The sequence below is a fragment of the Dyella acidisoli genome (genome assembly GCF_030160295.1).
In the GTDB taxonomy this organism is placed as follows: Bacteria; Pseudomonadota; Gammaproteobacteria; order Xanthomonadales; family Rhodanobacteraceae; genus Dyella_B; species Dyella_B acidisoli.
This window is the reverse complement of the sequence record NZ_BSOB01000025.1, coordinates 24,330-46,880: the sequence shown is the minus strand read 5'-3', so window position 1 is coordinate 46,880 and position 22,551 is coordinate 24,330. Positions and strand designations below refer to the sequence as shown.

Below are 22,551 nucleotides of genomic sequence, written 5' to 3'. Positions count from 1 at the left end.
CGACGGTCTATAACAAAAGAGATGGAGTCCTCCATGAATAAGCTAGCCCTGTCGGCCGCTGTGGCCGCTCTTGCCCTGTCCCCTGTGCTGAGCCAGGCCGCCCACGCGGATGACGCCGCCAGCACCGCCACCTACGGTTCGAATGTCAATCCGAACTGGCAAGACAACTTCTTCGTCGCCGGCCAGCTCGGCCAGACCAAGTACCGCACCGATCTGCTCACCCATGACAAGGGCACGTTCCAGAACGTGCGTTTCGGCTGGCGCTGGAACGGTATCGTCGGTGCGGAAATCGGTTATGCCTACCTTGGCCGCCCGAAGGCCGACCTCGGCAATGGTTTTGCCTCGCTGTCGACCAAGCCGAGCGCTGTCACCCTCGGCGTGAACGCCAAGTACAACGTGTATGAGAACTGGTTCGTGACCGCACATGCCGGTTACCTGCGTTCGCAGACCAAGTTCGCCTGGTCCGGCGCCATCGACAACCGCTACAAGACCTTCAACAACGGTCTGTACGCGGGCCTGGGCGTTGGCTACGACCTGACCAAGAGCTTCAGCGTCGGCCTGAACTACGACAACTACCGCATCAACAGCGGCAACAGCACCAGCGAGAACTACGTTGGCGTGGGCCGTAATCGCGTGAACGTGGCTGCATACTCCGCTTCGGTGGAATACCGCTTCTGATAACGCGTTACGCGTAGCTGCAAGCTGTTCGAGAACCCCCGGGGCAACCCGGGGGTTTTCTTTTGGGTCTTCGGGGAAATCAGGCGTTCCTAAAGTTTGTCCCGCGCAAGCCGATAGCGCTTCCTGGCTGCTCTTTCGACGCACACATCCCTTCCCCCTGAGGACTCATCTATGAAAACCGTACTCGCCGCGACCTTGCTGCTGGTCGCTCCTATCGCCGCCCATGCCGCCTGTGCCGCCAGCGATTTCGCCATCCAGGACGTCAAAGTCGCTGCGGTTGGCAGTGGTGTCGCCACTCGTCTGAGCGTCAAGGGCAAGCTGGTCAACAATTGCGCTTCCGCTGCCGCCGCGCAGGTTCGTCTGGATGCCAAAGATGGCTCCGGCAACGTGCTGGCCTCCAAGATGGGCTGGCCGGCAGGTACCACCAATGTCAGCCCCGGCCAGTCGGTGGAATTCGATCTGGGTCGCCTGCTGCATTACCAGGCGGATATGCAGAACTACTCGCTCAGCGTGGTCGATGTGAAATCCTGGTAAGACACTCCAATATCACTACTTGTTAGTGAATCTGCCGACGGCCCTCACGCCGTCGGTTTTTTTTGCGACGAAAACCATGCTTGTCGGTACACGCTGAGGATGGCCTGCAGTGCGATGACGCGTGCGCGGGCTGAATCCGAACATCTCTAAAGTTTCGTCCCACTCAGGCCGATAGGGATTACAAGCCGTGCTCCTGGCGATCCGACCCTGAGGACTGACACATGAGAACCGTACTCGCCGCGACCTTGCTGCTGGTCGCTCCCATCGCCGCCCATGCCGCCTGTGCAGCGACCGACTTCGCGATCCAGGACGTCAAAGTTGCTGCGGTCGGTAGCGGCATCGCTACTCGTCTGAGCGTGAAGGGCAAGCTGGTCAACAACTGCGCCGCAGCCGCTGCTGCGCAAGTGCGCCTCGATGCGAAAGACGGCTCCGGCAACGTGCTGGCTTCCAAGATGGGCTGGCCTGCCGGCACCACCAACATCAGCCCCGGGCAGTCGGTGGATTTCGACATGGGCCGCCTGCTGCATTATCAGTCGGACATGCAGAGTTACTCGCTCAGCGTGGTCGACGTGAAAGCCTGGTAAGCCATTTCAAGCATTACAACTTGCGTGTGAACCTGCCGACGGTGTTAGCCCACACCGTCGGTTTTTTTGTGTAACAGCGAAACGCAACCGGCTATTTCGGTGGCTTGGTGGACTTGAGCACCCAGAAGCGGACTTTGCTGAATTTCGGCCCGGCCCAGGCATCCCACACTGTCTTGTCGCCATCGCTCTTGGCACCCGGCCAACTTCCCAGCGCACGCGACATGGAACGCGCATACAGCCCATGCGAGCGCATGATCAGCGTCTTGCCGTTGGACGAATAAGCGTAGCCGCCAGACTCTTTCACATCCCCCGGATACACCACGAGCACGTGCCCGTTGGGATGATCCTCGCTGCCTCCCACCACCACCGCCCCCGCCTTGGCGAGATCGGCCATCGTGCGACTGTCGTTAGCATCCAGCTCTTCCCAGTCAGCACTGCGCGCCAGAAACTTCACCAGATCGTTGGCGACCATGTAAGGCTGATCCGGCACATAGGCTTGAATCACGTGCCAGACGAAATTGCTGCATGAGCGCAGCGAGTCAGGCATGTTGTAAGCGGCTTCCAGTACCGTTTTCAATTCCGGCATGTCATATCGTCCTTGGTGTATTCGTCGGTATTGTTCTGCGCGATGTAGGCATGCTGCGCGGGCATCCAATGCAATACAGGCAAGTCGTAATCCCCACCTACAGCCGGGTTGCTGACGTGCACGCGAATTTCGGCTGGCATGCCATCAAGCGGCGACCCATAGCGCAAGCTCAGGGTGCGCGGTTCGTCGAATGGAAACAGTTCCGGCAAACGCGCCAAGCAATGACCGTCGGCGGTGACGAGCAGCGGGCGAGGAAAATTCGGCCACGCCGTTTCAGCAGGATGATCATCCAGATAAGGCTGCGCGAATACCGTCAGCAACCATAGCTTGGCCGGCGCTTTCGCCGACGTTAGCGGGCACGCCCTGACATAGGGTTTATAGGTATCCCACGTTGCCGCCAGCGGTCCGTTGTAACCTGCTTTGGACGGCGGCGCGCATTGCGCCGGGGACAAAGTATGAAAGGAGGATTCGGGACTGGGCGATGCCAGAGCGCATGCCGTCAACGCCGCGCTCCAGACAACCAAGCATCCCTTCACCGCGCCTGATCTAACAAGCTGCCAGCACATCTCATGGTCCTTCACGTTATGCAGGCCTACAACTCTATCCGATAACCCCGCTCCCTGTGCAAGACCGTGCGCATCGGCGCATGTCGATGCGCCATGTCACATCAGTGCAACGTAAACAACTTATCGAACCCCGCCACCCGCAGCGTACCGCGCAACGCACTATTGGCATTGACGATACGGATCTCAGCCCGATCGCCACCGGCGTGTTCGCGCAGCAGCAGCAGCATGCCCAGTGCGGAGCTGTCCATGCTTTCCACTTCGCCCAGATCGATCACGTAGCTGCGCGATGGTTTGCGTGCGCCCAGGCATGCTTCGTGGAAATAGCGATGCACGCTGAAGTCGAAGTGATTACCGAGTTGTAGGGTGAGGCAGTCCTGCTCGGTGTCATGTTGAACGTTGAGACTCATAACGTCGACTCCTTAGAACAATTCGATCTCGCCAGCATCCATCGTGTTCTGCAAAGCAGGACCACGCGAACGGATACGGGCCTTTTCACGCTGCAGCGCCAGTCGCTCGCGCACGCGTTCGGAATGCTGACGCAATACCTGCGCGTCGAAGGCTTCGCAGGCCAGTGTTTCGATATCGCGCGTGGTTTCTGCCGCAACACCCTGCAGTTCCACCAAGCGCATGCGTGTCTGGTTGAGCAACTGGCTCAGGATGTCTTCGAACTGCAGCGAACGGATGGTGGTGGAGACGTCGTTGCCGAGGCCGCGGTTGATTTCCACCACTTGATCAGCCACGGCGCTGGTGCGTGCATCGCTTTCGGTGACGTGCGCCATCATGGCATCGATGCCGCCCTTGGCGGACAGCGCCACGTTCAGATCCTGCGAAGCAAGTTCACCGACCAGGCCACGCACTTGTTCCATAGCGATGCGTGCACGCTCCACGTGACTGCCGATCTGTTCGTTGAACTGATTGGAATGACTGGCGAGATTCCGGATCTCACCGGCCACCACTGCAAAACCGCGGCCCGCCTCGCCTGCACGCGCGGCTTCGATTGCCGCATTGAGCGCCAGCAGATTGGTTTCCTCGGCGATGGTGTTGACGTTCTTCAACAGCGTGAACACCGCATCCATTTCTTTCGACATGCCGTCGATGCGATAGACGATGCGCAAGCTCTCACGCGAAAGCTGCACGATCAGGCCCACGAAGTGCTCCAGCAGGTCGCCGGTGCGCGCGGCGAAGTCCTGCACGGAGACGCCGCCGTTTTGCACGTCGATGATCTGTTTCAGCAGCGATTGCTGCATGCCGGTCTTCTGCGACAGGCCGTCGAAGCCGCCGCCGAGTTCCGACACCGCATCGCGGAGCAAATCCAGCGCTTGATGCAGTTCGCGCGAGGCATGGCCGAGTTCATCGACCAAGGCGCCGCGCACGTCTTCCAGTGCTTCGCGCACCGGTGCGTGATCCGGCTCGGGCACCACTTCCACCACTGTGGCGGCGGAAAGGCGGCGGCATTCGAAGATCCACACCGCACAGAGCACGGTGATCAGCACCGGCGCCAGCCACATCGGATCCCAGATGAGGCACAACAGCAAGGCAACGAGGCTTGCACCGATGCCGATGAAAGGGCGTGGAGCAGAGGTGGGCAAGATAGCGGACATAAGCGATTCCGATACGTCAGGATACGGCGCGCCGTGCGGCGGCAATGGGTTGTTGCGCGAGCATCAGCAAGCGCGCGGCAATGTTTTCGAGCGGCAATTTCTCGTCGGCGGCACCGAGTTTCCACGCGGCGCCCGGCATGCCCCATACCACGGAGCTGTCTTCGTCCTGCACCAGCGTCGGTGCGCAGGTCTCGCGCATTTCCAGCAAGCCGCGCGCACCGTCATCACCCATGCCAGTGAGCAACACGCCGATGGCAGCAGCGCCTATGCTCGCGGCCGTGGAGCGAAACAACACATCCACGCTGGGCTTGTGGCGATTCACCTGTGGGCCATCGTGCAGGCGGCACACGTGCTTGGCGCCATCCCACATCACCAGCAAGTGTTCGCCGCCTGGCGCGATGTACACGTGCCCCGGCTGGATCGGCTGACCGTCGCGCGCTTCGCACACGCGCATGGCCGAGCAATTGTTCATGCGCACCGCAAACGGACCGCTGAAAGCGGCAGGAATGTGCTGCGTGATCACGATCGGCGGTGCATCCGGCGGCATCGCTTCCAGCAAAACGCGAATGGCTTCGGTACCGCCGGTGGATGCGCCCACCGCGATGATGCGCTGGCTGCCGCGCGTGCCAGGCGACTGCGAACGCGGCAAGACCGCGTCTGCGGAAAACCGTGGCGGCACGTCGATCTTCTGCACTTGCGTGTAGGGCCGCGGACGCGTGCGCGCCGCCAGCTTTACCTTCATGCAGATTTCCTGCGCGCTTTCGGCAAAGCAATTGGCCAGGTCGCTCGACGGTTTGGTGAAGAAATCCACCGCACCGATCTCCAACGCACGCAGCGTCACTTCCGCACCACGCTCCGTCAGCGACGACACCATCACAACCGGCATGGGACGCAGGCGCATGAGATTTTCGAGAAAAGTCAGCCCGTCCATGCGCGGCATTTCCACGTCCAGCGTCAGCACGTCGGGACTGAGCTGTTTGATCTTGTCGCGCGCGATCAACGGGTCGGCGGCGACACCGACGACCTCGATCCCAGGATCGGAATCGAGCATGGCAGACAGCAACTTCCGCACCAGGGCGGAATCGTCGACAACCAGGACACGGACTTTTTCCATTACCGCTTTCTCGCTTTGTGCTTCTACGGAGGAAGTGCTGTTAGAACAGCTCCACCTCTCCCTTTATCGGATCATTCGCCAAACGCTTGAGGTAGCGTTGCTCGTTGGCCGCCAATTCCGCATCGCGCTGGCTGCGCAGCTGCCTGACGCGAACCCGTCCGCTGGCCGGGAAAAACTGCAGCTGGCGTGGGTAGATGTCGCCCACGTCCTCGGCCATGATCGGCAGCCGCTCGGTTTCCAGATAGCGCTTCACGAAGGCGATATTGCGCTGGCCCACATCGGTCATCTGCGCCAGCACGCGGCCACCGCCGAAGATCTTGACGGTCAGCGATTCACGCCTGCCGCCGGCCTTCAGCACCGCATTGATCAACTGCTCCATCGCGTCGCTGCCGTAACGTGCTGCGCGACCTACTGCCAATGACCAATCATTGCGCTCGCCGCTCATCGGCTCGGGCAGCATGAAATGGTTCATGCCACCGACGCCACGATCCGCATCGCGAACGCAGGCGGACACGCAGGAGCCGAGCACGGTGGAGATCATTTCCTCCTGCGTGCTCACGTAGAACTCGCCGGGCAGCACCTTCACCGTCATGCAGCCGTGGGTGGGATCCCAGAATCGACGCATGTGCTCGAAACCAGGCAGAACGGGCGCGCTGGGATTAGGCGCAACGGCGATGCCACGAACCAGGGCCGTCATGACACGCGCTTCCGATAGACCGTGCGCCCGACCAAGTCGAACGCATCACTGAGACCGTGCATCGATTCGGAATGGCCCAGAAACAGATAGCCGCCCGGCTCAAGCAAGCCGGCGTAGCGATCGAACAGACGCTGTTTGGTCGGCTTGTCGAAATAGATCACTACATTGCGGCAGAAAATGGCGTCAAACGGCCCACGCATGGGCCAGTCGTGCAACAGATTGAGCGGCTGGATAGCAACCAGCTCACGCAGGCGCTGATGCACACAGGCGTAACCTTCGTAACGCCCCTCGCCGCGCAGGAACCAGCGGCGACGGCGCTCATCGCTAATGCCACCCATGCGATCCAATGCATACATACCGGCACACGCGTGTTCCAGCGCCTGTGGCGAAAGATCGGTGGCAAGAATGCGCGCATCGACCTTGCTGCCGGTGCGCTCCAGCGCTTCGGCCAGCACCATCGCCAGTGCGTAGGGTTCTTCGCCGGTGGCGCAGCCGGCGGACCAAATGCGCAATCGTCCGCCGCCTTTCTTTTCTTCCAACCAACGCGGCAACAGTTGCTCCACCAGCAGATCATAGTGGTGCATCTCGCGGAAAAACGACGTGACGTTGGTGCTGATCGCACTGGCCAGTTCACCCAACTCGCCAGCGGGATCTTTACGCAGCAATTCGCAATAGCTGGCGAATTCCTTCAATCCCAGCGCGCGCAAGCGCCGCAGCAAGCGACCTTGTACCAACTGACGCTTCTGTTCGCTCAGCGCGATGCCGCAGTGGCGATAGACGAAATCGCGCAGAAACTGGAACTCCGCATCGCCGAGCAACGGACCGCCCGCGCTCGCCGCGACACCGAAATTCGAGGCAGTTGCCGTATTCATGTCCGCGACTCCATGCGTCCGTTCGCGTGCGGCGTAGCGATCACATTGAGAAAAATGGCACGGCCAACCAGTATCACGACGTTTACCCCGTATCGTTATGGGAACGAATCGCTTCGCTCCAGCATTCGTGGTGCATGCGTTCCTGCTGCGTAGATGCCATTCCCCTGTGGTTGCTCTCCCAAGCAGCCATGACAACTTTCATACCGCTTTTCTCTGTTCGCCCTCGCCTGCAAGCGGGAGAGGGCGCAATGCGATCTCAGAATTCCTTCCACACATCGGCGTCGGCCGTCGCCGGCACACTGCGACGCTGCGGTGCGACGGGCGCCGCGGACTGACGCACGGCTGCAAACACCGCTTCCGTTTCAGCAAGGATCTCCGCCGCCTTCGGCTTAGCAGCGACCGGCGCAGCCGCTTCGTCGCTCATGCGGAAGAAGCCCACCTGCCGCGACAGCTCACCAGCTTGCTCATGCATGGCACGCGCGGCGGCGGAAGCCTCTTCCACCAGGGCGGCGTTCTGCTGCGTCATCTCGTCCATCTGCGACACGGCGTGGTTGACCTGATCGATGCCGGCCGATTGTTCCTGGCTGGCCGCGGCGATCTCGGCCACGATGTCGGTAACCTTCTTCACGCTGTCGACGATATCCGCCAGCGCCTTGCCGGATTGATCGACCAGCTCCGAACCCGCGCGCACTTTTTCGGCACTGTCGTTGATCAGCAGCTTGATTTCCTTCGCCGCACCCGCGCTGCGCTGCGCAAGGTTGCGTACTTCAGTGGCAACCACTGCGAAGCCGCGACCCTGCTCACCGGCACGTGCCGCTTCCACTGCAGCATTCAACGCCAGCAGGTTGGTCTGGAAAGCGATCTCGTCGATCAGGCTGACGATGTCGGAAATCTTGCGACTGGATGAATTGATCTCGCGCATGGCGGTCACGGCCTGCGCCGCGACTTCACCGCCGCGTTCGGCCTGCTCGCGCGCACCGCGGGCAAGCTGGTTGGCGTGACTGGCGTTTTCGGCGTTCTGCTTCACGGTGGAGGTCATTTCCTCCATCGACGAAGCGGTTTCTTCCAGGCTGGAAGCCTGCTCCTGCGTGCGCTGGCTGAGATCGTCGTTGCCGCGTGCAATCTGCTGTGCGGCCGTGCTCACCGCATCGGAGCCATTGCGCACTTCGGAGACGATATCCACCAGGCGCTGATCCATCGTGCGCAAGGCACCCAGCAGTTGCGCCAGTTCGTCCGTACCCTTCACTTCGATCGCGTGGCCCAGCTTGCCGCCAGCGATTTCATTGGCGACCTTCATCGCATAGTTCAGCGCGTGCGAGATCGAACGGATCAGTAAAGTGGAACGCAGCAGCGCGAACAACAGACCGGCAATCAGCGCGATCAACGTGATCATGCGAACGCGCTGATAGCTCTTGATCTGGTCGGCAAAGATCTGGCCGGCTTCGTCGCTCTGCACTTTCACCAGCTTGGCCAGTGCATCCTGGCGTTGCATCAGCAGCGGACGCAGCTCCATTTCCACCAGGTCGGAAGCGCCGGCATCGGCTTGCTTGATGGCATCGAGCACGTCCTGCTTGGCCTGCTCATAGTCCTTGTCGGTGGAATGCCATTCCTTGTTTGCCGCGGCTACCGCTGGAGTCATCTCCAATTTGCTGAAGCGTTGCTTGTAGTCATTCATTTCTGCCTGATAGCGGTCGAACTCCGCCATCTTCTGCTTCACCTGATCGGGCTTGCCGACCAGCGCGGCGGCCTCGCTCATGGTGAGGAACGACTTGAGCGAATCGCTGCGCACGATGTCCAGGTACTGGGTGGGCACCAATTCGGATTCGTAGATGCGCTGCGTGCCAGCGTTCTGCTGCGACATCGAATACAGCCCGATGGCCGCACCAGCCAGCAGCATGAAGCCGAGCAGGCCGACCAGCATGATCAGCCGCGCCCGCACAGTGAGTGATTTGAACTTGAATGTCGAGAAACGCAATTTCATGGGTGTTATTCCTTCAGGCTACGGCTTTCACATTGCCGGCTGCATCAAGAGCGGCGTCGAGCATCTGCGCGTCCTGCGGTTGCAGCAGCTTGTCTGCGTCGAGCAGCAACACCATGCGGTCGCCGACCGAGGTCAATCCTTTCAGGTATTCGGTATCCACCGTGGTGCCCATGTCGGGCACGGGACGGATCGCATCGCCCGCCACGTCGAGCACGTCGGATACGGCATCCACAACAACGCCGAACTGGCGTCCGGCCACGGTGATGATCACGGTGACGGTGGTGGCGTTGTAGTCCTCGCGAGTGAGGCCGAAGCGCAAGCGCAAATCGATCACCGGCACGATCGCACCACGCAGATTCAACACGCCGAGCACATAGTGCGGTGACTGCGGAATGCGCGTCACGGGTGTCCAACCACGGATTTCGCGCACGGCCAGAATGTCGACGCCGTATTCCTCGTGCGCGAGGTTCACGGTGAGGTATTGCACTTGATCGGACATGTTTCGCCTCGTCGTGGGAGCGGCCAAGTGGCGCTCCGGTTCGAGAGATAAATCGGCGGGCGGGGGGAAAACTTGAGATTCCTTCCTGCTTCCTCTCCCCCACGGGGAGAGGATTGAGGTGAGGGGGAAACCTCGCGCCGCCCCCGCATCGAAGCACTGCTCTGAAGTTGGTTTACCGCAAGATTGGCCCCTCACCCCAGCCCTCTCCCCGAAGGGGAGAGGGCGCGCGTTGAGGCAAGATTGAATATGCGGCCTATTCGGCGATGGCGGCCAACGCGCCAACGATCGGCTTACGCGCAGAGATACCCTTCGCCGCGGCATGCACTACCCCATGCACCCGGAAATACTCCATCTGCGCATGTAACCGATCCGCCTGCTCCTGCATGGCGCGAGCAGCTGCAGCGGCTTCCTCGACCAAGGCGGCGTTCTGCTTGGTAGCCTCATCCATCTGCATCACCGCGCGATTCACCTGCTTGATGCCGCCGGATCGCTCCTGACCGGCCGCAGCGATATCGTCCACGATGTCGACGACCTTTTTCACACTGGCGATGATCCCGGCCAGCGCTCCGCACTCTGCTTCACCATGGAAGTCATTTTCTCCATCGACTAAGCTGCCTTGCGTCGCGACTGCAAACGAATCAATCCGGCCACGTCGACGATCAGGGCCACCGAGCCGTCGGCGAGAATGGTGGCGCCGGAAATACCGTCGACACGCCGGTAATTGGCTTCCAACGACTTCACGACCGCTTGCTGCTGGCCGACCAGTTCATCGACGAACAAGCCGATCTGCGTACCGTCTGCTTCAACCACGATCACCAGACCTTCTTCGATCTGCTGCCGCGCATCCGCGCAACCGAATTGCTGATGCAAGCGCACGATCGGCAGGTATTCGCCGCGGAAGCGGAACAACTCGCCGCCGCCGGTCACGCTACGTACCGCATCGGCGGGTAACTGCACCGATTCCACGATCGACACCAGCGGCACGATGTAGCACTCACCGCCCACGGCCGCGCGCAATCCGTCGATGATCGCCAACGTCAGCGGCAAGGTGATGGTGAAGGTCGTGCCCTGCCCCGCGCGGCTCTTGATGGCCACGTTGCCACCCAGATCCACCACGTTGCGGCGAACCACGTCCATGCCGACACCACGGCCAGATAGATCCGTGGTCACTGCCGCGGTCGAAAAACCCGGCTGGAAAATCAGCTCTCCAACTGCTTCGTCGCTCAATCCTTCGCCGCTCTTGATCAAGCCTTTTTGCAAAGCCTTTGCGACGATCGCTTCGCGATTGAGGCCGGCGCCGTCATCGGAAATTTCCACCACGATGGAACCGCCGCGATGGAACGCTTCCAGGCGCAGCGTGCCCACTTCGTTCTTGCCGGCGGCGCGACGTTTGTCTGGCATTTCCAAGCCATGGTCGATCGCATTGCGCACCAGATGCACCAGCGGATCACCGATTTTTTCCAGCACGGTCTTGTCGAGTTCGGTGTGTTCGCCGACCAGATCCAGCTTCACCTGCTTGCCCAGCTTCTGGCTGAGATCGCGCACCAGGCGCGGAAAACGGTTGAACACCGAACCGATCGGTAACATGCGTATGCCCATCACGCTTTCCTGCAGCGAGCGGGTGTGGCGTGCAAGCTGCGCCAAGCCATGCTGCAGCAGCGCCAAGCGTGAAGCGTCGAAATCTTCGCGGAACTGATCGAGCATGGCTTGTGTGATCACCAACTCGCCAACCAAATCGATCAGACCGTCGATCTTGTCGATCGCCACGCGCACGGAGCCGGCATCGTTACTGCTTGCTGCAGCATTGCGCGCGGTTCCCGCCGCGCCGCCCGCACCGGCAGCCGGCGCTGCAACAGCTTCGACCGCGGGTGCGGGCGGTGGCGCAGCAACAACGAGCGGCTCGATAGTGAGATCGCATTCGTCCTCGACCCATTCGAACACCGTTTTGATGGCGTCCTGGCTGACCGCACCGGTCAGTTCGATACGCCAGCCCAGGTGGCATTCGGACGGGTCGAGTGCATCCAGCGTGGGCACACGATCCAACTGTGCCTCGACGACCAGCTGACCGAGCGCAGCCAGTTCACGCAACAGACGCAACGGGTCGTTGCCGCCGGCCAACATGCCAGCGTGGGGACGGAAGTGAATGATCCAGCCGCTGGAAGCGGCCGGTTTTGCTGCAATTTTGGCCGCCGCGGCAGGCGTGTTGTGTCCTACCGCCGCAGCAAGCTGCTGCTTCAGGTTTTCGCTGTCTGCGTCAGCCAAAGGCTGGCCGCTTTGCGCACGGTCGAACATGCCGCGCAGGCAGTCCACCGTGCGCAACATCAGTTCGATGATCGACTTGTCGATCGCACGGCGGCCATCGCGCACCTGATCAAGCAGCGATTCGGCTTCATGCGTGAGCGCCGCCATGTCCGGAAAACCGAACGTGGCCGAACCGCCTTTGATCGAATGCGCTGCACGGAAAATGCTGTGCACCAGTTCGGCATCGCCACCGTCGTCGAGCGCTAGCAGCGCCGATTCCATGGCATCGAGTCCTTCGAGGCTTTCTTCGAAGAAGACTTTGTGGAATTGGGCGATGCTGATGCTGCTCATAAGATAGAAAGTCCTACAGATATCTCATATCACCGTGCCGTCATTCCCGCGAAAGCGGAGGCGCTTTTCAACAGCGAAAGCTGGTCAATCCATTTTGCTCTGAAGCAAAAGGCGAAGATGGATTGACCAGCTTTCGCTGTTGAAAAGCGCCTCCGCTTTCGCGGGAATGACGACTAGGAACACTTACGATTCCAACGTGAGCGGGGGATACTCAACCAAGCACACGCTTCACCGTCGCCAGCAACTGCTCCGGATCAAACGGCTTCACCAGCCAACCCGTCGCACCCGCCGCTTTGCCTTCCATCTTCTTGTCCGTGTTGGATTCGGTGGTCAGCATCAGAATCGGCACGCCTTTGTATTCGGCACGCGTGCGCAGCTCGCGCACCATGCTGATGCCATCCATCACCGGCATGTTGACGTCGGCCAGCACCAGGTCGAACTTCGACGACGAAGCCGTATCCAGCGCCATCTGTCCGTTTTCTGCTTCGCTCACTTCATAACCCGCGCTGCGTAGCGTAAATGCCACCATGCCGCGCATCGACGCCGAATCGTCCACTGCAAGAATCTTTGCCATCTTCCACCTCGAGTTCAGGCCGGCTTCTTGGCCGGCAATGCCAATGCTTCTGCAAGACCAAGCTGGCTCGCCGCGTCGTACAGCGGCGCGCTCACGCCCGCCCATTGCACCTGACGCTCCCGTTTGCGGGCCTCGTGCTGAAACACCACCAGCAACTGCAGGGCCGCGGTATCGACGCGATCCACCGTGGTACCGTCCAGCACGATCTGCGAACCGCCCAGCGCACTCTTCAGTTGTGTGTGCAGTTCGCCGACATCGGCCATGCGGCAGTCAGCAGGCATGCTTACCCGCGTTTCGCTTTTGCTTTTGGCGCCCATGGCAGATGCCTCGCTGGGTTGGTCTGTTGTGAGCTTTATCGGCGCGGCAAGGGGCAGCTTTAGGGCCGGATTTCGTAGGTTGGGTTAGCGCAGCGTAACCCAACATTTTCGAGCGATTTTGTTGGGTTACGCTGCGCTAACCCAACCTACGCGACGCTCTACACTTCGGGCCTAAAGTTCTGCAGCGGCACGCCGATACCTTCCCCCAAAGGCCCATGAAACCGTGTCCAGACCCGCACGACGTGGGCCAAGGAGCCAAGCGTGATCATCCAGCCAACCAGCGTTGCCGCACTGACCTGGCTCGGTGCCGCCGCAGGTGCCAGCTCCGAAGGCTGGCGCATTGGCAACGTGCTGTCCGCACGCCCGCTTGGCGTGAATCAACAAGGCTTGCTGGTGCTGCAAGTAGGCGGACTCACGGTCGAGGCCGAAGCGCCGGGCACCAAGCTGCCACCGCAATTCCAGGTGCGCGTACTCAGCGTGGGCGCGCAGCCACAGCTCGAAATTCTCGGTACCGACTCGCATCTGGACAGCACCGTGCATCAAGCCTTGCGCGAGCGGCTGCCGCAACAGAACGGTTACGCGCCGCTGCTTGCCACGGTCGATGCGCTATCCCAATGGTCGATCGCCAAGCAGTTGCCACCGTATCTGCGTTCCGCGCTCGCGCTGCTCGAACACAGCATGAGTACGCCGCGCGAACTCGCCACGCCGGAAGGATTGCGTCAGGCGATGAATCGCAGCGGCTTGTTTCTGGAAGCACAACTCGCGCAGGCGCCGTCCAACGACGCCACCACCGCGCACGACGATATGAAAGGCGCACTGCTGCGCTTGACGGCGATCCTGCAAGGTCAGGCCATTCTCAGCGAAAGCGCCGACGACGAAGTCGACCCGCCGTTGCTCTATCGTGGCGTGGTGCCGCAAGGTCGTCTGCCGCTACCGCCAGAATTGGCCAATACCAACGATGCCACCGAACTGCTGCCGCGCCTCAACACGGATGTGCAGGCTGCGCTGGCACGTCTGGAAGTAGCGCAATTACAGGCGAATCCAAACCACTGGATCGTGGAGATTCCCGTACAAGGTCCAGAAGGCGCCGACGTATTGCAGCTTTCGCTGAAGCACGAGCCGGACGCCGAACGCGACTGGACGATGGGCTTTTCGCTCGACCTGCCGTCGCTCGGCCCTATCGTGGGCGAATTGCAGCTGCGCGGCCTGCGCCTGTCGGTACGGCTATGGGCGCAGCATCGCGAAACAGTGGATCGGCTGGAAGAGCAGTTCGCAGATTTACGCCAGCGTCTGGATGCCGCCGGTTTATTCCTCGATCAATTGAGCGTGCAATTCGGCCTGCCGCATACCGGCAATGGCATGAGCGCCGTTTTTCTGAAGGCGACCGTATGACCGCGCCCGCACTGCCAGCCCCTCAACGCAAGGTGGTATTGCGGCTACCTGGTGGCAGCGACGCGAACCACGGTTCGCCCGGCGTTCCCGCGCACGACGTGGAGAATCTGTTTCGCCACGCGCATGCACTTGGCTTGCCGTTGCATCACGATCCGCAGATCGCTGCGCTATTGGTATCGCTGCGCATGAGCGCGGACGTTCCGCCGTTGTTGTACGCGGCAGCGGCGGCGGTGTTGGCGAGCATCTACGAAGCTTCGCGCAAGGCCTGAACTTGCATCATCACGACCGGGCGAAAGCAAGCAGCGCGGCAAGATCGTGCGCATCGGCTTTTCGTAACGCATCCACATAACGAGCCCGCACATCGCCAGCGCTGACCAAGTGCGCTCTTCCCCAGGTGAATCGGGGTTCGCCTAAATTCACCACCAAGCGATCGGCCAGCAGACGAGACAAACGGCCGTTGCCGTTCGGGAAAGGATGTATCCACACCAAGCGATGATGAAATCGAACGGCAAGTTCGTCGGCCGGATAGATGGCATGTTCGATCCAGTAGCGGACGTCATCCACGAACACACGCATTTCCTGGTGAATCCGGTAGTAATCCACGCCGATGTTGCGATCGCTCTGGCGGTACTTGCCGGCCCAATCCCAAACGTCGCCATACATCCGCTTGTGGACCTGGCAGATGAAACCTTGATCGACAAGGTCCGGAGTGGCAAGACGTCGCGCGAATAGCCACTTTTCCGCCTTCAGGATGTTCTCCTGCTCCTCTCGATTCAATTCGGAGCGATAGGTGATGTATGCCGGTTTAAGACCTTTGCGCTCCTCCAAACTCAGCTCGGTCTGCCCGTCATCCGCATCAAACAGATCGGCCATGCAACTACCGCCACAACTTGCTGAAGTCGATCTCGTTTTCGACATAGCTTTGCAAGAACTCTTCGCGCACTCCGCCGTGCAGAGACTGGTTCTCCAGCAGCATGGTGTGTTCGACCGGCTTGAGCTGTTCGGCAGCGACCTTCCTCGCTTGGCCTTGCACGATGTCCTCCAACGACGTGTTGGGCACGAGGGCATAGACCAGCGTGCAATTCATCGCTTCGGCCGCCTTGCGCAGCGTCGCCAACCGGATCGCGCCATTGATTTCGGACGCCTCCAAGCCACTTAGCGTGGCCTGGGTGATGCCCATGCGGTGGCCCAATTGTTCCGCCGTCATGCCCAGCGCCTGGCGGATCGCACGGATCCACCCTTGATTGGGGCGCGCCAGTTTCTGACGCAGGGCTTGCCCTTCGCCAAGCCGAATGTCCAGGTTTTTCCTGGCCTTGGCCGCTGTTGAGATTGCTTTTTTCATAGCCCATGACCTATGAGAAGGCGCGATAATAATAGGCTATAAGCTATATCTATTTCAAATTTTAATAGGCTAAAGCCTATTAAAAAAACAACATTTAATCGGCTATACCCGATAAAAGAATTCGCAAGCACAGGCGAAAGAGAGCATCGAAAGCAGGCCTGTGACCTAGGCGGCTTCTTTGATGCCGCGGTCCAACCGGCACAACTTCGGTACATCGAGCAACGCCACGAAGCCCCCGTGCCACCCCATCACGGCTTGCACGGGGTCGTCCACGCGTCCCGAACGCGCGGGCGGCAGTTCGATCGCTTCGAGTTTCGGTTGCAGGAGGTCGCCTACCGCATCCACGCGTATGCCAACGCGATGTGTTTCGTGCGAGCAAACGACAATGCGCGTAGTAGCTGCATCGCTTGCGGAGTTTCCGGCCAGGCCAAGGCGCCGGCGTCCGTCCATCACCGGCACGATGTTGCCGCGCAGATGGCAGATGCCGAGCAGATCGTCCGCGGCGCCGGGCACTGGCGTCGGTACGCAATCGCGGATCACCTCGCTCACGCGGCTGAGCAGCACTGCGTAATGCTGCCCGTGCAGCTGAAATGACAGCCAGGGTTCGCGTGCGATTGCTTCAAGGTCGGGCACAAGACTCATGACGTTATCCCTTGCCGTCTGGCGTGTTCGCATGCGGCGCCGACTCGGCTGGCGTCGTGATCAGCGAGGCAACCGGCGTGATGGCGGGCGTCGAAGGCAGTGTGGCGGGCGGCGTCACGACGAGTCGCGGCGTCGCCACAGGCGCAGTGGGTTGCCCGGCAACGGCGGGTGATGGCGCAGTCATCGCGTTCTGCCCGTCGCTCGTGTCGCTTTGCGTGTCGGCGGTTTGGTTGATCTGATCGCTGTTGGTGTAGAAGCGGCGCGGTGCGGCCTTGTCACTCAACACCACCACCAGCACGCGGCGGTTTTTGTTGCGGCCGTCTGCACTCAGATTGTCGGCCGCAGGACGGTATTGCCCCCAACCGACGATACCCAGACGTTCCGGATCCACGCCGTGCTCCGCGAACAGGCGCGCCACGCTCGCCGCGCGCGCTGCAGAAAGCTCCCAGTTGGAAGGATAGACGGCCGTATTGATCGGCATGTCATCGGTATAGCCTTCCACGCGCAGCGGATTGCCGAATGGCGCAAGGATGTCGCCGAGGCTGGTCAGCACCTGCGTGGCCGACGGCGACAGGGTGGCGACGCCGCTCGGGAACAAAATGTCCGTGCGGATTTCGATTTCCAGCCAGGTCGGCGTGCGTCGCACCACCACCAGGTTCTTGTCGATCAGCGGCTGCAGTGCGCGTTCCACCTGGTTGCGGATGCGTTCCAGATTCTGTTGCTCTTCGCTGAGCTTGGTCTTGTTCTGGTCGGATGGCGTGCCCGGTGTCGTGTTGGGCGTGGCAATGTGCTGTGTAAGTACCGGCAGCAGAATCTGCGCAAGCGGCGTACGCGGAATCGGTGCTGGCTTGTTGGTCGGCACCGGCACGCTCGATTGCGGCGAATTCGGCGTGACCGGCTGGATCACCGCACGCGAGCCGTTGAATGCTGACGAGATTGCCTGCGCCAATGCGCGGTATTTGGTGGTGTTGACGCTGGACATCGCATACAGCACGACGAACAGCGCCAGCAACAACGTGAGCAGATCCGCGTACGGAATCACCCACGCTTCGTGGTTGGGATGTTCCTCATGCTTGTGCCGGCGGCGTCTCATACGAGATAACCCTGCAGCTTGCTTTCGATCTGCCGCGGGTTGTCACCCTCGGCGATCGAGATCAAGCCTTCGATCAGGATTTCACGCACCTGCGTTTGCTTGGTGATCAGCGCCTTCAAGCGCGCACCGATCGGCAGCAGCAGCAGATTGGCCAGGCTGATGCCGTAGATGGTGGCGACGAACGCTGCCGCAATACCGTGGCCGAGTTTGGCCGGGTCGGTGAGATCGCGCATCACCGCCATCAGTCCGAGCACGGCCCCGATGATGCCCATGGTCGGCGAGTAGATGCCGCCTTGTTCGTACACTTTCGCTGCGTGCAGGTCGGCTTGCTCACGCGTTTCCACTTCGAGTTCGAGCACTGAGCGGATTGCTTCGGGCTCACTGCCGTCGACCAGCAATTGCAGGCCTTTTTTCACCAGCGGATCGTCTTCCGCATCGATGTGCGGCTCCAGGCCGAGCAGACCCTGGCGGCGAGAGATCTCGCTCCAACCGATCACACGGCTGATCAAATCGGACGGATGCAGCACCGGCGGCTTGTACACCATCTTCAACATGCCGGCCGCGCGCTTGAGCACCTTGCCTTGTGTGTGCAGCAACAAGGCAGAGATAGTGCCGATGAACACGATCACGAAAGCCGCCGGATTCCACAGCGCCGAAACGTCGGTGCCTTTGAGGATCGCACCGACGATCAGCACGACGAAGGCGAGGATGGTGCCGACGATGCTTACGACGTCCATATCACCCGCCCTCGCAGCTCATTCTTCTTGCCGTCATTCCCGCGAAAGCGGGAATCCATCTTCGCTCTTGCCTCACGGCAAATGGATTCCCGCTTTCGCGGGAATGACGACAAGGCAAGATTTGCCATCGCGCGAAATTGAGGCTTGCGAACAAAGGTACTCATCAAGCCGACACCTTCAAAGAGGGAAGCAAGCTCCCGCCTTCTTGCGACAACGCAGCGAGATCCAAAACCAGTGCAAGCCGCCCGTCGCCCGTAACCGTCGCACCCGCCACACCCGGCACACCTTCGAACAGCGGACCCAGCGGCTTCACCATCACATCTTCGCGACCGATTACTTCATGCACCAGGCAGCCAAGATGCATATGACCAACATGCAGCACCACCACGTTGCGTCCGCCCTGACCGTTCACACCGACCCAATCAGCCAGATCACCCAGTACCAGCGCACGCCCGCGATGTGCGGCGACGCGACGGCCATCGAGCATGTGATCGTGCTGCGGGCTTAGTTCGAAGACTTCGCTGACGTTGCCCAACGGCAGCGCGAACAGGCGGTCGCCCACACGCACCATTAGCACGCGCAAGATGGCGAGCGTCAGCGGCACGGTAAGTTCCAGCGTGCTGCCGGAACCCAGGCGCGAATGCACCTGCAAGGTGCCGCCGAGTTCAGCGACGCGTGTTTTCACCACATCCATGCCGACGCCGCGGCCGGAGATGTCGGAGATCGTCGCGGCGGTGCTGAAGCCGGGACGGAAAATCAATTCATAGCATTCGACTTCCGACAGGCGCGCAGCCTGCGTCGCATCGATGACGCCTTTCTCCACCGCCTTGCGCCGGAGCACGTCCGGATCCATGCCGCGACCATCGTCGCTCACTGAGATCACGATGCGCTCGCCGCGCTGACTGGCGGAGAGTTTTACTTTGCCCTTGCGTGGCTTTCCGGCACGTTCGCGACCAGCGGGATCTTCCAGACCATGATCGACGGCGTTACGCAACAAGTGAATCAGCGGATCAGCCAGGGCTTCGACCAGGCTGCGGTCGAGATCGGTGTCTTCGCCCTCGGTGATCAGCTCGATGTCTTTCCCGAGCTGGCGTGCAAGATCGCGCACAATGCGCGGGAAGCGTTGGAATAGACGGCCGACCGGCTGCATGCGCATGCCCAGCACGGCATTCTGTAGATCGTCGGACACACGATCGAGATCGCCCGCCATCGTCGCCAGCATTTCGTTGTCGCTGCGCGAGGCAAGACTCAACAGGCGATTGCGCAGCAACACCAGCTCGCCTGCGCGACTGACGAGCGCGTCCAGGCGCGTGGTGTCCACACGTACAGTGGTTTCGGCAGCCGGTTTGGCCGCAGTTGCGGGACGTGCCTCTGCAACCGCAACAGGAGCAGGTGCCGGTGCGGGCGCAGGCGTTTCTGCAACAACTTGACCCGGCGCACTGCCTTTGCCGTGCAGATTGTCGAGTAACGTTTCGAATTCGTCGTCGCTGATCTCTTTCTTTTCAGCTGCTTCAGGTTTGGCCGTGCCGGGTGCACTGCCTTTGCCGTGCAGCGTATCGAGCAGGCTTTCGAATTCGTCGTCGTTGATGTCGTTGGAGATGTGCTTGGTTGCGCCCGGCGCACCGCCTTGTCCGTACAAGGTATCGAGCAGCGCTTCGAACTCCGCTTCGATCGGATCGGCGGAACGCGCAGGCTTGGCAGATCCTCGTGCAAGCGAAGAAGTCTCGACGACCGGCTGCAAGCGTTCCAGCAAGGCCGATGGCGGCGGCGACATCGCGTCGCCATTGGCCAGCGCTGCCATCATCACGTTGAGCAGGTCCAGCGCTTCCAGCAACGCATCCATATGTGTCGAATTCAACACCAGCTTGCCGTTGCGCGCGTCGTTGAGCAGTTCTTCTGCGCAATGGCATAGCTGCACCATGGGTTCGATGCCGAGAAAACCCGCGCCGCCCTTCACTGTGTGGAAGACGCGGAATACCGCATTGAGCAGCTCGCGATCGTGCGGCGAGGCTTCCAGCTCGACGAGCTGCTCGCCCAGCCGTTGCACCAATTCCCCGGCCTCGACCAGGAAATCGTCACGCAGCTCGCTGTCGAGGTTGGCGTCCATCAATGTGTTTCCTTGATGTCCGGGTAACGGTCTGCAGGGATGCTCATCTCCTCCTGGCCGTCATTCCCGCGAAAGCGGGAATCCATTTTCGCTTTTTGCATCAAAGCAACATGGATTCCCGCTTTCGCGGGAATGACGGCAAGAAGAGCTGAGCGGCCCGGCATCTGCATGCTCAGAAGCCGAATTCGCTCAGCAGACGATCCACTTCGTCCTGGCTGTTCACCTTCGCCACTTCCACCGGCGCTTCGCGTCCGGCCAGCGCACCGGTGAGGCGCACCAGTTCCAGCAGTGACGATTCCACGCTTTCGATGAAGCCGACCACTTTCTTCACGCGCTGCCCGGCCAGGTCCTGCCAGGACTGCACCAGCACCATGTCGTTGAGGCCTTCGCAACACGCGCTGGCAAATACCTGCGCCTGGCGCGCCAACACGGCGGCCGGATCGGTTTCGCTGCTATTGAAATCCAGCACGGCGTTGGCGTTGTTGGACAGCGCTTCCGCTTCCGGGCGAATACGGTCGACAAAATCCAGGCTGCGATGCGCGGCCTTGGAACTCATCTCCAACACTTCGGCCAGATGATTGCGCGCGTCGGCCATGCTGTCGGGCACGCCCTCGTTCGCCAGATCGCTGCCCAGACGAGACACCGCACCATGCAGATCGCGCGCGAGCACGCCGAGTGCGCGGAACAAATGCTGTTCGCGCTGACGCACCATCGCATCCAGTGCCTGCTCGAAGGCGGTGCCATCTTTGCTGTTGAGCAAATCCAACACTTCAGGCGGAAGGCCTTCGTCGAAGGCCACGGTCATAGTTGCACTCATGCGGATGCTCCACTGGCGGCCAGGCGCTCGAAGATCTTGTCCAGCTTTTCTTTGAGCGTGTTCGCGGTAAAAGGCTTGACGATGTAGCCGTTCACGCCGGCCTGCGCGGCAGCGATGATCTGCTCGCGATTGTTTTCGGCAGTGACCATCAGCACCGGCAAGCCTTTCAGCTTGGGCTCCGCGCGGATCGCCTGCAGCAATTCGATGCCGGTCATGTTCGGCATGTTCCAGTCGGTCACCACCATGTCGAAGGCGTTGGCCTTCAGCATCGCCAGGGCGTTATGGCCGTCGTCGGCTTCCTGGATCATCGGGTTACTGAAACCCAGTTCGACCAGCAGGTTGCGAACGATTCGCCGCATGGTGGAAAAGTCGTCCACCACCAGGATTTTCATGTTCTTGTCCAAACGCTTTTCTCCAGCAAAGCAATGGTGTGGAAGAGGCGCCCGCCGCTGCTTCCTTTCCCCTCCGGGGAGAGGGGATATGTTTTGTTGCTAACCGCGCCAGTCACCCATGCGCGCGCGCAGCCTGACCAAAGCCTGGCCATGGATCTGGCACACGCGCGATTCGGTCACGCCAAGCACCAGCCCGATTTCTTTCAAGTTCAGTTCCTGCTCGTAGTACAGGGACATCACCAGTTGTTCGCGCTTGGGCAACGTGCCGATCGCCTCGGCCAATGCTTCGCGCAATCCGTCCTGCTCGAAGCTGTCCTGCGGCCCCAAGCTGTCGTGGTCGACCACGTCCAGTGCGCCGCTTTCGCCACCCTCGCCGTCGTCCGGCGCGGTAAGGCTGAGCAGTCGCGCGCTGGTCGCGTCGGACAGCACCTGGTGATACTCCTCGGCGGTCATACCAAGTCGCTTCATCACCTCGGCGGTATCCGCGTCCGCGCCGGTTTCGTTTTCGATCTGCCGCACTACCTCCGCTACTTCACGCACCTTGCGGTGGACCGAGCGCGGGGTCCAATCGGTACGCCGGAGTTCGTCCAGCATCGCGCCACGAATGCGGATGCCCGCATACGTTTCGAAGCTGGCCGCGCGATCGGTCGTGAAATTTCGCGCCGCCTCCAGCAAGCCGATCATTCCCGCTTGCATCAGGTCTCCCACATCAACGCTAGGAGGCAGTCGACCCATCAGGTGGTAAGCGATACGCCGCACGAGCGGCGCATGCTTGCGCACCAGTTGATCCGCATCCTCGCGTTGCAGCTGCAGATATTCCGAAGCTACGTTCAT

The 22,551-nt window shown here is 60.9% G+C and carries 27 protein-coding genes and 1 pseudogene; 5 read left to right on the top strand and 23 right to left on the bottom strand.

Annotation, left to right across the window (positions count from 1 at the left end; all coding sequences use genetic code 11):
- The first annotated feature begins 33 nt into the window (after window positions 1-33).
- The 3 genes from QQJ86_RS13540 (at window position 34) to QQJ86_RS13530 (ending at window position 1,796) form a co-directional block, all read left to right on the top strand.
- The gene (locus tag QQJ86_RS13540) at window positions 34-678 is read left to right on the top strand and encodes an outer membrane protein (RefSeq protein ID WP_284321488.1); all 645 of its coding nucleotides are present in this window, start codon (window positions 34-36) and stop codon (window positions 676-678) included.
- Between the two features lie 171 nt (window positions 679-849).
- Window positions 850-1,212: a hypothetical protein gene (locus QQJ86_RS13535; RefSeq protein WP_284321487.1), complete on the top strand. Its 363-nt coding sequence runs from the start codon at window positions 850-852 to the stop codon at window positions 1,210-1,212.
- 221 nt (window positions 1,213-1,433) lie between these two features.
- Window positions 1,434-1,796 carry a hypothetical protein gene (locus tag QQJ86_RS13530; RefSeq protein ID WP_284321486.1) on the top strand — a complete coding sequence of 121 codons (363 nt, stop codon included), beginning with the start codon at window positions 1,434-1,436 and terminating at the stop codon, window positions 1,794-1,796.
- A 91-nt stretch (window positions 1,797-1,887) separates the two neighbouring features.
- Here QQJ86_RS13530 and QQJ86_RS13525 read toward each other — a convergent pair whose 3' ends face one another.
- The 13 genes and pseudogenes from QQJ86_RS13525 to QQJ86_RS13465 all read right to left on the bottom strand — a co-directional run bounded on the left by QQJ86_RS13525 (window position 1,888) and on the right by QQJ86_RS13465 (window position 13,159).
- Window positions 1,888-2,382, bottom strand: a complete 495-nt coding sequence (locus tag QQJ86_RS13525) for a hypothetical protein (protein WP_284321485.1) — start codon at window positions 2,380-2,382, stop codon at window positions 1,888-1,890.
- Window positions 2,370-2,885 (bottom strand): hypothetical protein, encoded by a 516-nt coding sequence (locus QQJ86_RS13520; RefSeq protein WP_284321484.1) that lies wholly within the window; start codon window positions 2,883-2,885, stop codon window positions 2,370-2,372. Before QQJ86_RS13520 ends, QQJ86_RS13525 begins: the two co-directional genes overlap by 13 nt.
- A 164-nt stretch (window positions 2,886-3,049) precedes the next feature.
- Entirely contained in the window at window positions 3,050-3,355 is a 306-nt protein-coding gene (locus QQJ86_RS13515; protein ID WP_284321483.1) for an STAS domain-containing protein, read from the bottom strand.
- A gap of 12 nt (window positions 3,356-3,367) precedes the next feature.
- The gene (locus tag QQJ86_RS13510) at window positions 3,368-4,549 is read right to left on the bottom strand and encodes a methyl-accepting chemotaxis protein (protein ID WP_284321482.1); all 1,182 of its coding nucleotides are present in this window, start codon (window positions 4,547-4,549) and stop codon (window positions 3,368-3,370) included.
- Window positions 4,550-4,565: 16 nt separating this feature from the next.
- Window positions 4,566-5,663 carry a protein-glutamate methylesterase/protein-glutamine glutaminase gene (locus tag QQJ86_RS13505; RefSeq protein ID WP_284321481.1) on the bottom strand — a complete coding sequence of 366 codons (1,098 nt, stop codon included), beginning with the start codon at window positions 5,661-5,663 and terminating at the stop codon, window positions 4,566-4,568.
- A 40-nt stretch (window positions 5,664-5,703) separates the two neighbouring features.
- Entirely contained in the window at window positions 5,704-6,360 is a 657-nt protein-coding gene (cheD, locus tag QQJ86_RS13500) for a chemoreceptor glutamine deamidase CheD (RefSeq protein ID WP_284321480.1), read from the bottom strand.
- Window positions 6,357-7,232, bottom strand: a complete 876-nt coding sequence (locus QQJ86_RS13495; RefSeq protein WP_284321479.1) for a CheR family methyltransferase — start codon at window positions 7,230-7,232, stop codon at window positions 6,357-6,359. Before QQJ86_RS13495 ends, cheD begins: the two co-directional genes overlap by 4 nt.
- Window positions 7,233-7,488: 256 nt before the next feature.
- On the bottom strand, window positions 7,489-9,213 hold the full coding sequence (locus tag QQJ86_RS13490; protein ID WP_284321478.1) for a methyl-accepting chemotaxis protein: 1,725 nt from the start codon (window positions 9,211-9,213) through the stop codon (window positions 7,489-7,491).
- A gap of 13 nt (window positions 9,214-9,226) precedes the next feature.
- On the bottom strand, window positions 9,227-9,712 hold the full coding sequence (locus tag QQJ86_RS13485; RefSeq protein ID WP_284321477.1) for a chemotaxis protein CheW: 486 nt from the start codon (window positions 9,710-9,712) through the stop codon (window positions 9,227-9,229).
- A 253-nt stretch (window positions 9,713-9,965) separates the two neighbouring features.
- Window positions 9,966-10,277, bottom strand: a pseudogene (locus QQJ86_RS13480) (methyl-accepting chemotaxis protein); the annotation flags it as partial.
- 41 nt (window positions 10,278-10,318) lie between these two features.
- Window positions 10,319-12,304, bottom strand: a complete 1,986-nt coding sequence (locus QQJ86_RS13475) for a chemotaxis protein CheA (protein WP_284321476.1) — start codon at window positions 12,302-12,304, stop codon at window positions 10,319-10,321.
- 211 nt (window positions 12,305-12,515) lie between these two features.
- The gene (locus QQJ86_RS13470; protein WP_192675358.1) at window positions 12,516-12,878 is read right to left on the bottom strand and encodes a response regulator; all 363 of its coding nucleotides are present in this window, start codon (window positions 12,876-12,878) and stop codon (window positions 12,516-12,518) included.
- 14 nt (window positions 12,879-12,892) lie between these two features.
- Window positions 12,893-13,159, bottom strand: coding sequence for an STAS domain-containing protein (locus QQJ86_RS13465; protein WP_284321475.1), 267 nt, complete (start codon window positions 13,157-13,159; stop codon window positions 12,893-12,895).
- Window positions 13,160-13,456: 297 nt separating this feature from the next.
- Between QQJ86_RS13465 and fliK the strand changes: the two genes are divergently transcribed.
- Both fliK and QQJ86_RS13455 read left to right on the top strand, forming a co-directional pair.
- Window positions 13,457-14,587, top strand: coding sequence for a flagellar hook-length control protein FliK (gene fliK / locus QQJ86_RS13460; RefSeq protein ID WP_284321474.1), 1,131 nt, complete (start codon window positions 13,457-13,459; stop codon window positions 14,585-14,587).
- Complete coding sequence (locus tag QQJ86_RS13455; protein WP_284321473.1) at window positions 14,584-14,856, top strand: flagellar biosynthesis protein; 273 nt, start codon at window positions 14,584-14,586, stop codon at window positions 14,854-14,856. Before fliK ends, QQJ86_RS13455 begins: the two co-directional genes overlap by 4 nt.
- 10 nt (window positions 14,857-14,866) lie before the next feature.
- Here QQJ86_RS13455 and QQJ86_RS13450 read toward each other — a convergent pair whose 3' ends face one another.
- The 10 genes from QQJ86_RS13450 to QQJ86_RS13405 form a co-directional block, all read right to left on the bottom strand.
- A complete protein-coding gene (locus QQJ86_RS13450; protein WP_284321472.1) occupies window positions 14,867-15,460 on the bottom strand; it encodes a mobile mystery protein B in 594 nt (197 codons plus the stop codon).
- Between the two features lie 4 nt (window positions 15,461-15,464).
- A complete protein-coding gene (locus QQJ86_RS13445; protein ID WP_284321471.1) occupies window positions 15,465-15,929 on the bottom strand; it encodes a mobile mystery protein A in 465 nt (154 codons plus the stop codon).
- Window positions 15,930-16,094: 165 nt separating this feature from the next.
- Window positions 16,095-16,571 (bottom strand): chemotaxis protein CheW, encoded by a 477-nt coding sequence (locus QQJ86_RS13440; RefSeq protein ID WP_284321470.1) that lies wholly within the window; start codon window positions 16,569-16,571, stop codon window positions 16,095-16,097.
- Between the two features lie 4 nt (window positions 16,572-16,575).
- Window positions 16,576-17,664, bottom strand: a complete 1,089-nt coding sequence (gene motD / locus QQJ86_RS13435; RefSeq protein ID WP_284321469.1) for a flagellar motor protein MotD — start codon at window positions 17,662-17,664, stop codon at window positions 16,576-16,578.
- On the bottom strand, window positions 17,661-18,401 hold the full coding sequence (locus QQJ86_RS13430; protein ID WP_284321468.1) for a flagellar motor protein: 741 nt from the start codon (window positions 18,399-18,401) through the stop codon (window positions 17,661-17,663). The genes motD and QQJ86_RS13430 overlap by 4 nt, the downstream gene beginning before the upstream one ends.
- 163 nt (window positions 18,402-18,564) lie before the next feature.
- Window positions 18,565-20,508: a chemotaxis protein CheA gene (locus tag QQJ86_RS13425; RefSeq protein WP_284321467.1), complete on the bottom strand. Its 1,944-nt coding sequence runs from the start codon at window positions 20,506-20,508 to the stop codon at window positions 18,565-18,567.
- Complete coding sequence (locus tag QQJ86_RS13420) at window positions 20,508-20,678, bottom strand: hypothetical protein (protein WP_284321466.1); 171 nt, start codon at window positions 20,676-20,678, stop codon at window positions 20,508-20,510. Before QQJ86_RS13420 ends, QQJ86_RS13425 begins: the two co-directional genes overlap by 1 nt.
- A 2-nt stretch (window positions 20,679-20,680) precedes the next feature.
- Complete coding sequence (locus QQJ86_RS13415; protein WP_284321465.1) at window positions 20,681-21,325, bottom strand: protein phosphatase CheZ; 645 nt, start codon at window positions 21,323-21,325, stop codon at window positions 20,681-20,683.
- Complete coding sequence (cheY, locus tag QQJ86_RS13410) at window positions 21,322-21,729, bottom strand: chemotaxis response regulator CheY (protein WP_284321464.1); 408 nt, start codon at window positions 21,727-21,729, stop codon at window positions 21,322-21,324. Before cheY ends, QQJ86_RS13415 begins: the two co-directional genes overlap by 4 nt.
- 87 nt (window positions 21,730-21,816) lie before the next feature.
- Entirely contained in the window at window positions 21,817-22,551 is a 735-nt protein-coding gene (locus QQJ86_RS13405) for an RNA polymerase sigma factor FliA (protein WP_284321463.1), read from the bottom strand.